This window comes from Microcoleus harperi Pol14_C6 (assembly GCF_036701295.1).
Classification (GTDB): Bacteria; Cyanobacteriota; Cyanobacteriia; order Cyanobacteriales; family Microcoleaceae; genus Microcoleus.
Genome location: NZ_JAUBQN010000001.1, coordinates 155420 through 170636, shown reverse-complemented (window position 1 = coordinate 170636; position 15217 = coordinate 155420). Strand labels below are relative to the sequence as shown.

The following is a 15217-nucleotide window of genomic DNA, read 5'->3' as shown; positions in this document are numbered from 1 at the left end:
TCCCAAACTCAACTGCATCAGACTCAAACGGAATTGGAAAACTCCCAAACTCAACTGCATCAGACTCAAACGGAATTGGAAAACTCCCAAACTCAACTGCATCAGACTCAAACGGAATTAAAGAGATCGCAGTCTCAACTCGATCAGACGCAGGAAGAATTGGCGCAATCGCACTCTCAAGTTTACCAAAGCCAGAGAGAATTAGAACAGTCACAGATACAACTGCATCAAAGCGAGGCTTTATTAGAACAGTCACAGATACAACTGCATCAAAGCGAGGCTTTATTAGAACAGTCGCAAACTCAACTGCATCAGAAGCAAGAGGAATGGAACCGATTGCAGACGCAACTTTATCAAATTCAGGAAAAATTAGAACAATCTCAGACGCAACAGCATCAAATCGAGGCAAAAGTGCAACAATTTCAGATGCAACTGCATCAAACTCAAGAGCAATTGAAACTGTCTCAGACTCAACTGCATCAAACTCAAGAGCAATTGCAACAGTCCGAAATACAACTGCATCAGACTCAAGGAGAATTAGAACTATCCCAGTTTCAGGAAGCTTTAGGCAACGATAAAGATGGACAAGACCAGATGCAGTACAAACTTTTAGTTTGGGAGGCGTGTCGCGCTTATCACAATAAGGCTTTGACTAAGATGCAGGAGTGCTTGCAGCAATCTTTAAAATATACGCCTTTTTCAGGAACCCAAACCGTTAATGACTGGTTAGAGAGTTTTGCTAAGTTTTCTTCAGAAAAAGGTTGTGAACTTGATACCTATTCGCTGACTAACTCACAAGAGTGGAAACAATTAATGGCTCGATCCGTTAGGGTTAAGTCAATAGTAGGCACAAGTCGATTTGTGGGACAGGCATAGAATAAAACTTCAGGTGAATCGCACCTTAGTCACCCAGTAGAGCCTTCTCTAATCTTTGGTAATACTGGGTAAAAAAACTAGGATCGAGTTCTATAGCCTTCAAGCAAGAAGCAACAGCTTCACGATTCCGAGCTTGTTTGGCTAGAACTCTGGCTAAATTGTGGTGAGACCAAGCAAAATTAGAATCAACCTCAATAGCTTGGCGGTATGAACTAATAGCTTCTTCAAGATTTCCCTTGGCTGCCAGGGCATCCCCTAAGTTGTGGTGAGACCATACAAAGTTTGGGTTCAGCTCAATAGCTTGATTGTAGGCCGTGATAGCTTCGTCAAGAAAAGTCTTTTGTTGAAGGACATCCCCTAAATTATGGTGAGAGCCAAAGTAGTTTGGATCGAGATAGATAGCTCTTTGGTAGGCGACAATAGCCTGATCTAGATTACCTTGTTTTTGCAGAGCTTCCCCTAACTTGTGGTGAATTTGAGCATCCTCTGGGTTAAGCTCAACAGCTTGGTGATACGATGCGATCGCATTTTCTAAAGCATTGTTTATTACAAAAGCTTCCCCTAACTTCTGGTGGATTTCAATATCATCGGACTTAATTGCCAGTGCCTTTTGATAATAAGCGATTGCCTCATCCACCCGATTTTGCTCTAACAAAATATTGCCTAATGGTTTGTATAATTCATACTCGTCAGCCTTAATCTCCAGCATCTTTTGGTAAGTCTCGACATTCCTTGGGTTAAGTTCGATCGCTTTGCGATAACACTTTATCGCCTCATCTAAATCCGACTGAACTTGTTGTGTAAGAGACGGGATACAATATCGCTGTTGTAGAGCATCTCCTAAATGGTGATAAACCACATCCGAGTCGGGGGCTAGCTCAATAGCTTTGCGATAAGAGTTGATCGCTTCGTCCCAGCGCTGAAGTTGAGCCAGAGCAAATCCTAAATGGTCTTGGGATTCAAGAGAGTTTGGTTCAATCTCGACAGACTTCCGGTACTCAGCTACAGCTTCGTGCCACCTTTGCTGTGTCGCTAAGGCATCGCCTAAATGAAAGTATACGGTAGCAACGTTGGGGGCAAGAGCGATCGCTTTTCGATAACAAGCGATCGCCTCCTCCCACCGCTGCATGAGCGACAAAGTATGCCCCAAATAGTGGTGAACGATCGCCGAACCAGGTTCTAACTCAACCGCCTGCGAGTAAGATGCGATCGCCTCCTCCCATTTACCTTGTGCCACTAAAGCCGTTCCCATTTTATAGTAAGACCAATGCACATCAGGCTTCAACTCAATCGCCTTTCGGTAATAACCCACGGCTTCTGCTAATTCATTCTTTCCTTGCAAAGCTTCTGCCAACTTCAGGTACAAATCTCCCTCGCCCGGATTTAGCTCGATCGCCCTTCGCAAGCAATCAATCCCTTCATCAACCCGTCCCTGTCTTGCCAAAGCCTCCCACAAATTTTGGTAAGGCAAAGCCGATTCCGAGTCAAGCTCGATCGCTTTTCGCAAACAACTTATAGATTCATCCAGTTGACCTTGCAAGCACAAAGCCTTCCCTAAACTATTGTGAAACTCGTAGAAATCCGGATATATTTCCACAGCTTTGCGGTACGCAGCCACGGCTTCATCGAGATTCCCCTGCTGTTCCACAACCTCCCCTAAATTGTGCCAATACCAAGCCGAATTCGGGTTAAGTTCGCAGGCCCTGCGATAACTTTTCTCCGCCCCATCCCGCTGCCCCAACTTCCCCAAAACTTCACCCAAATTATGGTGATACCAGGAAAAATCCGGGTTAAGTTCAGTACATCGCTGGTAGGCAGCCGCGGCTTCCTCTAATTTATCCGACTGTTTTAGGAGGTTGCCTCTATGAAAATAATTAGAAGCTGTCTCTTCATGCACTTGTAATGAGTTATTCATAGTTTTGTACCGTATATTTCCTTTTTTTAGCTTTGTTGAGAAAGGGTTTATAACTACCTTGTATCTGAGAACTTGCACCACAGTCAATTTTCAGGATTCTCGCGCGGGGTGGGGGCTAGTTTTTTAGTCTTTGGGTATTCCTTCAAGCTACCGGTGAACCCGCCCCTACAGGTTTTTGACATTGGTGCCGTCCGGTGAATTGTATCGGTTTTGTGTCTGAATCACAATCCTCTCGATCCCCCCTAGCCCCCCTTAGCAAGGGGGAAGAGCGTTCAACGTCCCTCTTCTTGAGTCTGAGTCACACTCCTCTCGATTCCCCATTGCGGCCCTTAACAAGGGGAAAGAGCCTTCAAAGTCCCCCTTTTTCAGGGGGATTTAGGGGGATCGAGACTTGGGTACAAAGCAGAAATACAGAAGGCTGGAGGCTTAAGTTCACACCCTAAACTCAGGGAGATGTTCTTAATTCGTCGGCCGCCAATTCTCGTCCTCCAATCTGATACCGCTGTCTTGACAAGCTCTGGTTAAATGAGGGCTGTAGTAAGGGTCATTGTCAATATATTTTTGCCACCGGCTTTCAATCAGCTTTGATTCCTTCCTCAGCCGCTCTTTCTTTTCAGGCGAGTCTTCGTAACCTCGGCTTTTAGATTCGTGGTGGTATAAAACTACATGAGGCAGGTAAATATTGCGATACCCTTGCTCTAGCATTTTCAAACACAAATCCACATCATTGTACGCCACTGTTAGTTCTTCGTCAAACCCCCCAACACTTTCAAATACTTCGCGGCGACACATTAAACACGCAGCAGTTACCGCTGAAACATTATTCATACCTACCACATTCCCGAAATATCCTGGTATCGATCGAGGCATATGATAGAAGCTGTGACCGGCCACTCCGCCGCCGAGTCCCATCACTACTCCCGCGTGTTGAATTTTGTTATCTGAATATATCAACAAATTGCCCACCGCCCCGATCGAGCTTCTCTGAGCTTGTTCAACCATTGCGTCAATCCAATCGGGGGTAATTACCTCTGTATCGTTATTCAAGAACAGAAAGTAATCTCCCTCCGCTTTGCTAGCAGCGTAGTTGTTAATCTTAGAGAAATTGAAGGGAATATCGAGTCGATAACTTTTAAACCTCGCTGATTCCTTGGCCCTCCATTTAGCCATAATTTCCGCCGTGTGTTGCTCTTGACTGCCGTTATCGATCACGATAACTTCGTAGTTGGGGTACACGCTCTTAGTAAAGATAGACTCCAAGCAATTGTCCAAAACATCCCCTAAATCCCGCGTGGGAATAATGATGCTGACCCGCTTGTAATCTGCAATTTTGTACCGTGCAATAAAGTGTCCCAAAAAGTCGGGAACGCCTTCAATTTTCCCCGGTTCGCCCCTGCGTTCGATCGCCTCTTGCAAAGCTTTTTGCCCTGCATCATAGGCATAGGGTTTAGCCTCTACACCGCCAGCAGCCGATCCCGCGTGCATTCTCCAGTGATATAGAATTTTGGGAATATGAAAAATTTTGTCTGTTTTTTCCGTAAATCTCAAAACCAAATCGTAATCCTGAGCTCCTTCAAAACCCGGTCTAAAACCGCCGATTTCGTTAATTAGCGATCGCCTGTAAGTTCCCAAATGGCAAGTGTACATCCGAGATAAAAATGAATCCGGACTCCATTCTGGCTTAAAGAAAGGATTTATCAGTTCTTGATCCTGATAAATCTTATCTTCATCTGAATAAATCATGTCCGCTTCCGGATGCCGATTCAGCAACAGCACCACTTCATACAACGCCTCTGGTGTCAGTGTATCGTCGTGGTCTAATAAAGATACAAATTCACCCGTCGCCAACTCCAAAGCAGAATTAGAACAGTGAGAAATGTGACCGTTTTTTGTTCTGTAAGCTACTTTTATCCGGCTATCTTTGGCTGCATATTCTTGCAAAACTTGCTTGACATGAGGCGCGGTTGATGCGTCATCCGCAATGCACAATTCCCAATAAGGATATATCTGATTGATAACTGATTCTATTGCTTCCTGCAAATAATTTTCTGGCGTATTGTAAGCCGGCATGACAATGCTAATCAGCGGCTTGTAGTTAAAGATTTCTAATGTTTCCGCCATCTTCCGCAAGTCAGCTTCTCTGGGGCTGTTCTTAGCGCGCCACTTCGTGTAAGCTGGGTCTTGACCGAGGAATAGCGAATCTCGCAAGTTTTGATAATCCAAACCAAAAAGTTTCGGATCGAGTTTGCTCGCCGTCTGATAAGCTTCCAGAGCTTCCGAAAGCTTGTCTTGTTTAGCTAAAGTTTTTGCTAAATTGTGGTACGACCAGCCAAAGTCAGGAGCAACCTCGATCGCTTTCCGATAAGCAGCAACAGCTTCATCAAGGCGACCTTCTTGTTGAAATAAATCCGCTAAGTTGTGGTGCGACCAAACAAAACTTGGATTCAGTTCAGCAGCTTTCTGATAGCTTTTAATAGACTCATCAACTTTACCTATCGATTTGAGGACATCGCCTAAATTGTGGTGAGTTCCAAAGTAATTGGGATTAATTGAAATTGCTTTGCCGTAGGCGACCACAGCCTCAGCAAATTTACCTTCTTCTTGCAGAGACGCCCCTAATTCGTGGTACTCGGTAGCTACCCCAGGGGTGTGTTCTATCGTATTTCCAGAGTGTTGGTGAACCGCGCGATCGCTCTTTTCCGCCGCCCTACTTACACCCTTTTTTTTTAACACCTCTTCCAGCAGCGCCGAAATCCCCTGATCGTCCGGCCGAATCTGCAACGCCATCTGATAAAAGACGATCGCCCCGTCCGGCCAATTCTTCCGCACCAAAGCATCCGCCAACTCAACATAAAGGTCAGCATCATTCGGCGCAATCTCCAGCGCCTTGTGATACAACTGCACGTCATCAGGATTCTCCTGAATCGCCCGCCGGTACAAACGCATCGCCTCCTGCAAATCCCACTGCGATCGCATCCTCAAAGCATCAGCCAACTTTTGCGAAAGCCACGGCAAATCCGCCTGAATTTCCGCAGCGCGGCGGTAAGCGGCGATCGACTCCTCCCACCGTTCCTGCTTCTCAAAAGCTGTTGCCATGTTGTAATAAGTCCACGGAAAATCGGGATTTAACTCAGCCGCGCGTCGGTAAACATCGATCGCTTCCTCCCACCTTTCCATTTCTAGCAGCACGTCGCCCAATTTGCTCTGCGACCAAAAGAAATTCGGATTAACTTCGTTAGCACGCCGGTAGGCAACAACTGCCTCATCCCAACGTTCCAAATTCACCAGCGCTTCTGCTAAATTGTTGTGCGCCCAAAAATGGTCGGGATTGAGTTCTATCGACCTTCGGTAAGCCGAAATTGCCTCATCCCACCTTCCTAGTTTAATTAGCGCGTCTGCTAAATAGTTGTGCGACCAACTGAAATCAGGATTTAATTCTGTTGCTTTCCGGTAAGACTCTACAGCTTCTTCCCACCGTTCCAACTTCAGCAACACATCTGCTAAATTGTTGTGAGACCAGCTAAAATCGGGATTTAATTCGATAGCCTTGCGGTAGGCATTTACCGCTTCTTCCCAGCGTTCCAGCTTAACCAGCGACTCAGCTAAATTGTTGTGCGACCAAGAAAGAGCGGGATTGTTTCTAATGGCATTAGTGTAAGCATCTACCGCCGCTTCCCACTGTTCTTCACCCTTAAGAATTTCGCCCAATTCGTGATAAGCTGCGCCAGCATTTGGGTTCAACTCAACCGCGCGCCGGTAACACTCAATTCCTTTATCTACCTTACCTTGCTCGATCAAAGTTTTGGCTAAATTCTCGTGTTCCTCAGCCGTGCCGGATTTGGGGTCGATCGCAAATGCTCGATACCAAGCCTCAGCCGCCTCCTCCGACTTGCCTAACTGCGTCAAAAGTTTGGCAAAATTGCGGAAAGCACCGGCAAAATCCGGTTTCAGGGCTATCGCCTTTTCGTAAGCAGAAACCGCTTGCTGCCACTGTTCTTGCTGCGCGCAAATGCTGCCGTAATTAGCATAAGCTTCGGCAAAATTCGGGTTAATTTCTATTGCTTTGACATAGCAACTTTTAGCTTCATCAATTTTTCCGCCAGCTTGTAGGGCGTTGCCCAGCATTTTGTAAAGCGGCGCTTCCGGCTTTATTTGCAGCGCCTTTTTGCAAGCTGCGATTGCCTGTTCTAATTTGCCCTGAGCAAAATAGCCTTCTGCCAATATTTTGTATGCTTCTGGATCTTCTATATTAATTGTAGAATTAACTGCCTGCTGAACTGGCGGCTTAACTGGCTGCTGCACTGGCTGCTTAACTGCCGTTGCTGCTGGCTGCTGCTTAACTGCACCGTTTTTCGCAGTTGCACCCGCCAAAGTTTGCTGTCCCTCGCTGCCATTTCTCGCATTAGCTGCGTTCAGTTCAATAGCTTTGCGATAATATGCTGTCGCTTCCTCTAACTTCCCTTGTTTTTTTAGCGCTTCGCCCAAATTTTGGTAAGCAGTCGCCACATTAGGATTTAATTTTATGGCGCGATCGTAACAAGCGATCGCTTCGGGGTATTTTTCCTGCCGAAAAAAAGCGTCGCCCATATTCAAGTGTTCCCCAGGCGCTACTTTTTCCGGTTCCAAACTAAATGCTTGATACCAGCAATGCTGGGCTTCTTCCGGTTTGCTAATTTGTCCGAATACTTTTGCTAAATTCCGGTACACTCCCGCGAAATTCGGCTTAATCGCGATCGCCTTTTGATAAAATCCGATTGCCTCCTGCCATTTTTGCTGCTGCGCGCCAAGACTACCTAAATTCGCGTATACTTCCGCAAAATTCGGTTCTATTTCAATCGCTTTAGCGTACCAGTGCCGCGCCTCTTCCATCCTGCCTTGAGCTTGCAGCGCGTTGCCCAAAGTCTTGTAAGCCGGTGCAAAATTGGGGTGAATCTTCAAAGCTTGCTCGCAGGATGCGATCGCTTCTTCTATTTTTCCTTGGGATAAGTATGTTTCTCCCTGTTGGTTAAATTGAACCGCTGTTGATTCTGTATTCACTGTTGATGGCATATGGGCGGCGGCTCCAGAGGCAGGAATTAAATAAGGTAGTCAAAACGTTTCACAATTATACTCGCGTTTGACACTAAGAGTACCGGACTTGTTCCCCCAATTCTTAATTTTTTTGACTGCCGGTGCTGGCGAGAAACCGGGATTCTCGGTTGATTTTTTTGATTTTACGGCTAAATATGTAAGAATCAGTACGGTTTCTGGCGGATTTGTGCGCCAGTCCCGACTTTTGTACCTTCCGGGCGATCGCCCGTTTTGTAAAGCAAAGTAAACAAGGCTGGTTCTTGCTTGTGGGAGGCTTTCTTGTGGACTGGGCAAGGGAACCCGCCTAAAAAAATCTTACAAACGGTGCCAGATGTGCGATCGAACCCAAACGAGAATAGCCTTTTTAGCAAAAAACGATCGCCCTTTTGCGAGAAAGCGATCGCCCTTTTTTTTCAACCATTAGTTAGTTAACAACTATTAGCAATTACTAATCAAGCTGCTGCGTCTGCGTCTGCTTCTGCGTCTTCTGCTTCAGAACCTGCTTGAATTCCCAGCACGGTAACAACCACCTGATCTGGTTCGCCGAGAGCTACCACTCCCGCAGGCAAAACTAATTCGTGAATGTGCAGCGCATCCCCAACCTTTAAATTAGAAATATCTACATCAATTCCTTCAGGAATGCTGTCAGGTTTGCACTTAACTGCTAGTTGCGTCAGCACGGTATCCAAGATGCCGCCTTCTAACTTGACGCCCACAGCTTCGCCGACAAAATTCAGCGACACTTCAACTTCCAGACTGTCTTGAGTTGCCACGGAGAAAAAGCTCAGGTGGTAAGGATAGCCTTTCCAAGGATGAACTTGAACTTCCCGCAGCAAGGTTTTTCCGCTCCAAGAGAGGTCGGGAATGCTGAGGTCAATTAGGGTATTGTTGACTACGTGCTTTTTGAGCAGGTGTTCAACTGTTTTGGCTTTTATGGTAAGGGAAATGGATTCAGAGCCTTTGTGGCCGTAGAGGACGGCGGGAATCAATCCAGAGCGGCGTAGGGCGTTAGGTTTGCTGCCTTCTGCCCGCTTTTGACATTCTACTGCGAGTTCCATTTTATGACTTTCTGTTGATTGTTTTTACATTTTATCAAATTTATGCTACAGCGATCGAAGTTAATTAAATTCGCTGAATATTTGATAATAATTGGGAATTGGGAATTGGGAATTTGGCTATTCTCCGAATCTCGGCCTCTTCAACTCACCCAATCTCCCCATCAATCTTTCCCAATCTAAAATCTCAAACCTAAAATGGTTTGGCGGGATGGCCGTCTGCTGACAGCAAAGCGCGTTTCGGGCCGTGAATCGGGTCTTCTACAATAATAGTTTGGTCGCGGCTGGCGCCGAGAGAAACAATTGCGATCGGCACTTCCATCAAATCTGCCAAAAACTTCAGATAATCCAAAGCTTGCGGCGGTAAATCTTCCAAATTCCGGCACTCTTCCGTAGACTGTTTCCAACCGGGAAGGGTTTCGTAAATAGGTTGGCACCGAGCAAATATCCGGGAACTTTTCGGGAAATCAACACATTTTTCGCCGTCAATTTCGTAAGCAACGCAAACTTTTATTTCTTCTAATTCATCCAAAACATCTAGTTTGGTAATTGCCAGACAGTCAAGGCCGTTGATGCGGACTGCGTAGCGCCCGATTACCGCATCGAACCAACCGCAGCGGCGTTTCCTGCCCGTTGTCGTGCCGAATTCTGCACCTCTCTCGCCCAAAATTGCGCCTATTCCATCTACCATTTCGGTAGGGAAAGGGCCTTCTCCGACGCGGGTTGTATAAGCTTTTGCTACGCCAATTACGCGATCGATCGCTGTCGGGCCTACTCCTGTTCCCACACAAGCGCCACCTGCGATGGGATTGCTCGAAGTAACGTAAGGATAAGTGCCGTGGTCTAAGTCTAATAAAGTGCCTTGCGCGCCTTCAAAGAGAATATTTTTCCGCTTGTGAATTCCCTCATAAATTTTCAGGGAACTATCTACTACGTGCGGTCGCAAACGTTCCGCATAAACTCGATATTCATCAATTACATCTTGCGGATTTAGAGGCGGCAAATTGTAGAGTTTTTCGAGAAGGACATTTTTACAATTAATCGTCCATTCCAGTTGTTCTTGCAACCCTTCCAAGTCCATTAAATCGAGCATCCGAATGCCAGTGCGTTCGGACTTGTCTGCGTAAGTAGGGCCAATTCCGCGTCCCGTCGTCCCGATTTTATAATTTCCCCGCTGGGTTTCCGATGCTACATCAATTAATCGATGATAGGGCATGGTTACGTGAGCAGTTTCCGAAATCATCAGCGAGGCCGTTGAAATATTCAGTGCCTCTAGCTGATCTAACTCTGCAATTAAAACTTTAGGGTCGATGACCGTACCGCAGCCGATAATACACTCTTTATCAGGGTAGAGAATCCCAGACGGAATTAAGTGCAGCTTGAAAGTCTGACCGTTAACTACCACGGTGTGACCCGCGTTGACGCCCCCTTGGTAGCGGACAACGATATCTGCTGATTTGCTGAGCAAATCGGTAATTTTGCCTTTTCCTTCATCGCCCCACTGGGCGCCGATCACAACTACGTTAGCCAAGGGTTTCTCGCGTTCAGTTCAGGTTGACACAATCTCCGATTATCTATGAATGCGTCCCAAATGTCAATCAATTTTAGATTTTAAATTTTGGATTTGAGATTTGAGAGGCTACGCCACGGATACATTGGTTCGCAGGTCGATCGGATACGCAAATTAGTGAGAGCCGATCCACAGACGAGTCCGGGGGCAACAGACCCAATTGCTTTCGGTCAAATTAATTTTTGTTACAATCGAGAAAATTGAGGCTTTTTTGCCATGACTTTACACGCTGAGTTGCACCGCCATCTGGGTGGTTCTGTCGTTCCTAGGGTGCTGTGGCGGTATTTCGATCGCCACAATGCTGAGATGGTTAATCGATTTCAAAAATACTCGGATTTTGAGGAATTTTACACTCGTCCCCGCAATACTCTCAATGAGTATTTGGAACTGCACACGCTGGTAGAAAGCGTTCAAACTGTTGAGACTTTGCCTTATTTTATTTATCGGTTGATGCGGGGCGCTTACGTGTTTGAAAATATGGCTTATTTGGAGTTGCGCTATACGCCTTATTTGCGCACTCCAGAACATTTGGAACAGTCAGAACGCATTGATTTGATGGCAGAAATTGTAAAGGTTGTGGGCAAGGCAAGTCAAATTAGCGATTGTCCGATTGTTACCAGCCAAATTTTGTGTATGCACTCGCGTTTGCCTTATGAAGTGAATCGGGCGATCGTAGATTTGGCGGCCGGGATGGGAGAATATGTTTGCGCGATCGATCTAGCTGGGGGCGATGCTGCTATTGGCGAGCGTTTAGAGGAGTTTGTCGGATTGTACCAGTACGCGAGGTCGATCGGCATTAAAACTACCGGCCACCTCTATGAAACTACCTCTGGCTGTTATCCCGAACTTCTGCCTTATCTGATGCGTATCGGCCACGGGATTCAAATTCCTTTAAAATATCCCGAACTGCTGCCAGAAGTCGCGCGCAGGGGTCAATGCTTGGAAGTTTGCCCGACTACCTATCTCAAAACGGGGACGTTGCAGGATATGCGCGAATTGAAGGTTGTGTTCGATCGATGTTTTGAAGCTGGCGTCGATATTGCCATTTGTACCGACAACGCGGGATTGCACAACGTGCGACTACCTTTCGAGTACGAGAATTTGTTAACTTTGGATATCATTGATTTTCGGCAGTTGCAAGCGTGTCAAGAAGCTGCTTTCCGCCATGCTTTCGCCTGGCCCTACGGGGAGCGGCCTGTGAAAATGCTGACCGGTTTGTTGCAGCATGAGTCTGTGGAGGCGATCGTTAATTAGCTAGTTTTTGTCATTAAACATCAAGTTTTAAGGTTCCTTAAAAACCCGGTTTTTTTATGTTAATTAATGAACCGGGTTTTTTATCTGATATCTCTGTCGCTAGGAAAGCCATCGCCAAGATTTAGGATGGCGGCAGTGATTTTATTTCATTTGTGAATGATATTTTTTTTACTAACCGCAGAGGGCGCAGAGGGCGCAGAGGAGATAGAAAAGATAGAAAGAGGGAGAGAGGTGTTTTGTAAAATTATAATAAGCGTCTGGCGAGCGGCGATCGGGAGCCAGTTATAGTTTGGATGCAGAAGCATCAATATAAAAGGATAAAAAAACGATGACAAATATGGACGCTTACTGGATGCCATTCACTGCCAACCGACAGTTTAAAGCAAATCCGCGAATGTTGGTCTCTGCCAAAGATATGCACTTTACAAGCGATGATAACCGCTCAATTTTAGATGGTACTGCGGGGCTTTGGTGCGTGAATGCAGGGCACGGGCGCGAGACAATTGCCGAAGCAGTTAAACAGCAGGTTTTGCGTTTGGATTACTCTCCGGCTTTTCAGATGGGACATCCAGGTGCTTTTGAATTAGCGGAACGTTTGGTAAAGATGATTCCTGGCAATTTCGATCGCGTTTTCTTTACTAATTCTGGTTCGGAATCTGTAGAAACTGCTTTGAAGATTGCAATTGCTTATCACCGGGTGAAAGGTGAAGGAACTCGCCAAAGATTGATCGGTAGGGAACGCGGCTATCACGGCGTTGGTTTTGGGGGAATTTCTGTCGGCGGTATCGGTACAAACCGCAAGTTTTTTGGCAGTTTGCTCACGGGAGTCGATCATTTGCCTCACACTCACAATCTCGAACACAATGCTTTCAGCCGCAAACAACCGGAATGGGGAGCGCATTTGGCGGATGAACTGGAGCGGATTGTCGCTTTGCACGATGCGTCGAATATTGCAGCGGTAATTGTCGAACCAGTGGCTGGTTCTACAGGGGTTTTGATTCCACCTAAAGGTTATTTGGAGCGGCTGCGGGCGATTTGCGACAAATACGGAATTCTGCTGATTTTTGATGAGGTAATTACCGGATTCGGGCGACTAGGCTCTAGTTTTGCTACGGAATATTTTGGGGTGGTTCCCGATATTGTGACGGCGGCAAAAGGGATAACTAACGGTACGGTGCCGATGGGGGCGGTGTTTGTGAAAGAAGGCATTTATGATGCTTTTATGAATGCTCCTGAAAATGCGATCGAGCTTTTTCACGGTTATACTTATTCTGGTCATCCTCTGGCTTGTGCGGCTGCTCTGGCGACGCTGGATATTTATGACGAAGAAAGGCTGTTTGAACGAGCTGATAAGATGGCTGGTTATTGGGAAAATGCGGTGCATTCTTTGAAGGGGGTGCGGCACGTAATTGATGTTCGGAATCTGGGACTGGTAGCGGGTATTGAGTTGGAATCTATTGCTGGGAAGCCTGGGAAACGGGCTTTTGATTGTTTTATTCAGTGCTATGAAAAAGGCTTGCTGATTCGCACGACTGGTGATATTATTGCTTTGTCGCCACCGCTGATTATTGAGAAGGAACATATCGATAAAATTGTGGAAATTTTGACAGGGGTTTTGCAGGAAATGGAGTAGGATTAAACTGAGATATTGCCCAATGATAAACAACAGGCAAGATGCCTGTTCCACAAAGAGTGAATTTATTGTGGGGTGGGTATCCTGCCCGCGATTAAACTCACTCTTTGTACTATTTTTAAGAACAGGCAAGATGCCTGTTCCACAAAGAGTGAATTTATTGTTGGGTGGGCATCCTGCCCGCCCATAGAAGGCTTGTTGAAAATGGTTCAAAAAATTGAAAAGCGCTATAATAATTAACAACTAACGACGAATGACGAATAACTATGGTGCAATTAACTGCAAAAATCTCTGCTAACGAGTTAGCAAATTTGGCTGTAGATTTGATTCGGAAAACAGGTTGCGAGTACGGTGATGTACGTTTTTGCAGTTACCGAAGGCAGAATCTTTACGCGCGCGATCGATCTTTAAGTCAACTGTCAGATAATGTAAGTTCCGGTTTTGGCGTGCGAGTGCTTCTAGACGGCGCTTGGGGGTTTGCCGCCAGCCACAGCAAAACACCCGCAGAGGTTGCAAGAATAGTCGCTTTGGCTGTAGAAATCGCTAAAGGCAGCCGCTTGACTCAGAAGGAACCGGTGCGGTTAGTACCGGTCGAAAAATATGTCGATACCTATGTAACTCCGATCGCCATTGACCCTTTTTCTGTACCGGTTGCTGAGAAAGCTGAACTGCTACTAACTATCAACGAGAAGCTACTAGCACACGGCGCACAAGGCATCAAAAAAGCTTCTTCTTTTTTGCAGTCAAGCCGCGAAGACAAGGTTTTTGCTTCTACAGAAGGCTCGCTAATCGAACAAACAATCTACCGCAGCTATCCGGGTTTTGGCTGTACCGCAATTGCGGGCGGCGATGCCCAAAGTCGCAGTTACGAACGCCCGCCGCTGAATATCGGTTACGAACATATTAATCCCGATGATTTGTTGAGTCAAGTCGAAAGAGTTGCCGCCGAAGCTATTGAGAAAGTCCGCGCTCCCAAAATCCCTGCTGGTATTTGCAAATCTCTGATTCTTAAGCCGACAAATTTGTATTTGACAATCCACGAATCAGTAGGGCATCCAACTGAATTAGACCGGGTTTACGGCTACGAATCTAATTTTGCTGGCACGAGCTTTGCTACTACTGATAAGTTAAATAAACTGCAATACGCTGCACCTTGGGTGAATTTTAAGTGCGATCGCACTCAACCGGGCGGCCGCGGTACAATGGGTTACGATGATGAGGGCGTAAAATCACAAGATTGGTACGTTGTCAAGGATGGAATTTTAGTTGATTATCTCACTGACAGAGAGACGGCTTATCGCCTCGGACGCGGTAGCAGCAACGGTTCTGCTTGCGCTGACAGTTGGTCGAGCGTGCCGATGGTGAGAATTCCCAATTTGGGATTGGAGCCGGGCCCGGATGGCGGCAGCCATACTGCTACTTTGGCCGAGATGATTGCTGATACTGAAGATGGGATTTTAATTGACGGTGTTGGTAGTTTTTCTATCGACCAGCAGCGGCGCAATTTTCAATTCGGTGGCGATGCTTTTTGGAAGGTGGAAAAAGGTAAAGTAGTCGGTATGTTGAAGGATGTAACTTATCAGGCGATGAGCACTGATTTCTGGAATCAAATAGATGCGATCGGGCCGGCTTCGGAGCTGGTTCAGTGCGGTACTAATATATGCGGAAAGGGCGAGCCGATGCAGGTTGCTCAGATGACTCACGCTTGTGTACCGGTGCGAGTGAGAAATATTCAAATTGGGTAATAGGACATGGGACACGGGGCATCGGTTCTTAGTTATTAGTTAATTGCTAACAATGCCCAATTTGCAATGCCCAATTTGCAATGCCCAATTCGCAATGCC

General features: G+C 46.3%; 7 protein-coding genes and 1 pseudogene. 4 read left to right on the top strand and 4 right to left on the bottom strand.

The features are described from left to right. Positions 1-876, top strand: a pseudogene (locus QUA27_RS00725) (hypothetical protein); the annotation flags it as partial. A gap of 25 nt (positions 877-901) precedes the next feature. On the opposite strand, the gene QUA27_RS00720 reads toward QUA27_RS00725, so the two are convergent. The 4 genes from QUA27_RS00720 to QUA27_RS00705 form a co-directional block, all read right to left on the bottom strand. Then, positions 902-2791, bottom strand: coding sequence for a tetratricopeptide repeat protein (locus QUA27_RS00720; RefSeq protein ID WP_333065702.1), 1890 nt, complete (start codon positions 2789-2791; stop codon positions 902-904). Between the two features lie 459 nt (positions 2792-3250). Next, on the bottom strand, positions 3251-7840 hold the full coding sequence (locus QUA27_RS00715) for a tetratricopeptide repeat protein (protein ID WP_333065700.1): 4590 nt from the start codon (positions 7838-7840) through the stop codon (positions 3251-3253). Positions 7841-8313: 473 nt separating this feature from the next. Next, on the bottom strand, positions 8314-8919 hold the full coding sequence (locus tag QUA27_RS00710) for a 50S ribosomal protein L25/general stress protein Ctc (RefSeq protein WP_333065699.1): 606 nt from the start codon (positions 8917-8919) through the stop codon (positions 8314-8316). A gap of 190 nt (positions 8920-9109) precedes the next feature. Further along, complete coding sequence (locus QUA27_RS00705) at positions 9110-10447, bottom strand: adenylosuccinate synthase (RefSeq protein WP_333065697.1); 1338 nt, start codon at positions 10445-10447, stop codon at positions 9110-9112. A gap of 255 nt (positions 10448-10702) precedes the next feature. Between QUA27_RS00705 and QUA27_RS00700 the strand changes: the two genes are divergently transcribed. From QUA27_RS00700 to QUA27_RS00690, 3 genes are all read left to right on the top strand, one after another. Beyond that, positions 10703-11740, top strand: a complete 1038-nt coding sequence (locus QUA27_RS00700; protein ID WP_333065695.1) for an adenosine deaminase — start codon at positions 10703-10705, stop codon at positions 11738-11740. A 328-nt stretch (positions 11741-12068) separates the two neighbouring features. Further along, positions 12069-13373 carry an omega-aminotransferase AptA gene (aptA, locus tag QUA27_RS00695; RefSeq protein ID WP_333065694.1) on the top strand — a complete coding sequence of 435 codons (1305 nt, stop codon included), beginning with the start codon at positions 12069-12071 and terminating at the stop codon, positions 13371-13373. A 266-nt stretch (positions 13374-13639) separates the two neighbouring features. Continuing rightward, positions 13640-15118 carry a TldD/PmbA family protein gene (locus QUA27_RS00690; protein ID WP_333065692.1) on the top strand — a complete coding sequence of 493 codons (1479 nt, stop codon included), beginning with the start codon at positions 13640-13642 and terminating at the stop codon, positions 15116-15118. The last annotated feature ends 99 nt before the right edge of the window (positions 15119-15217 follow it).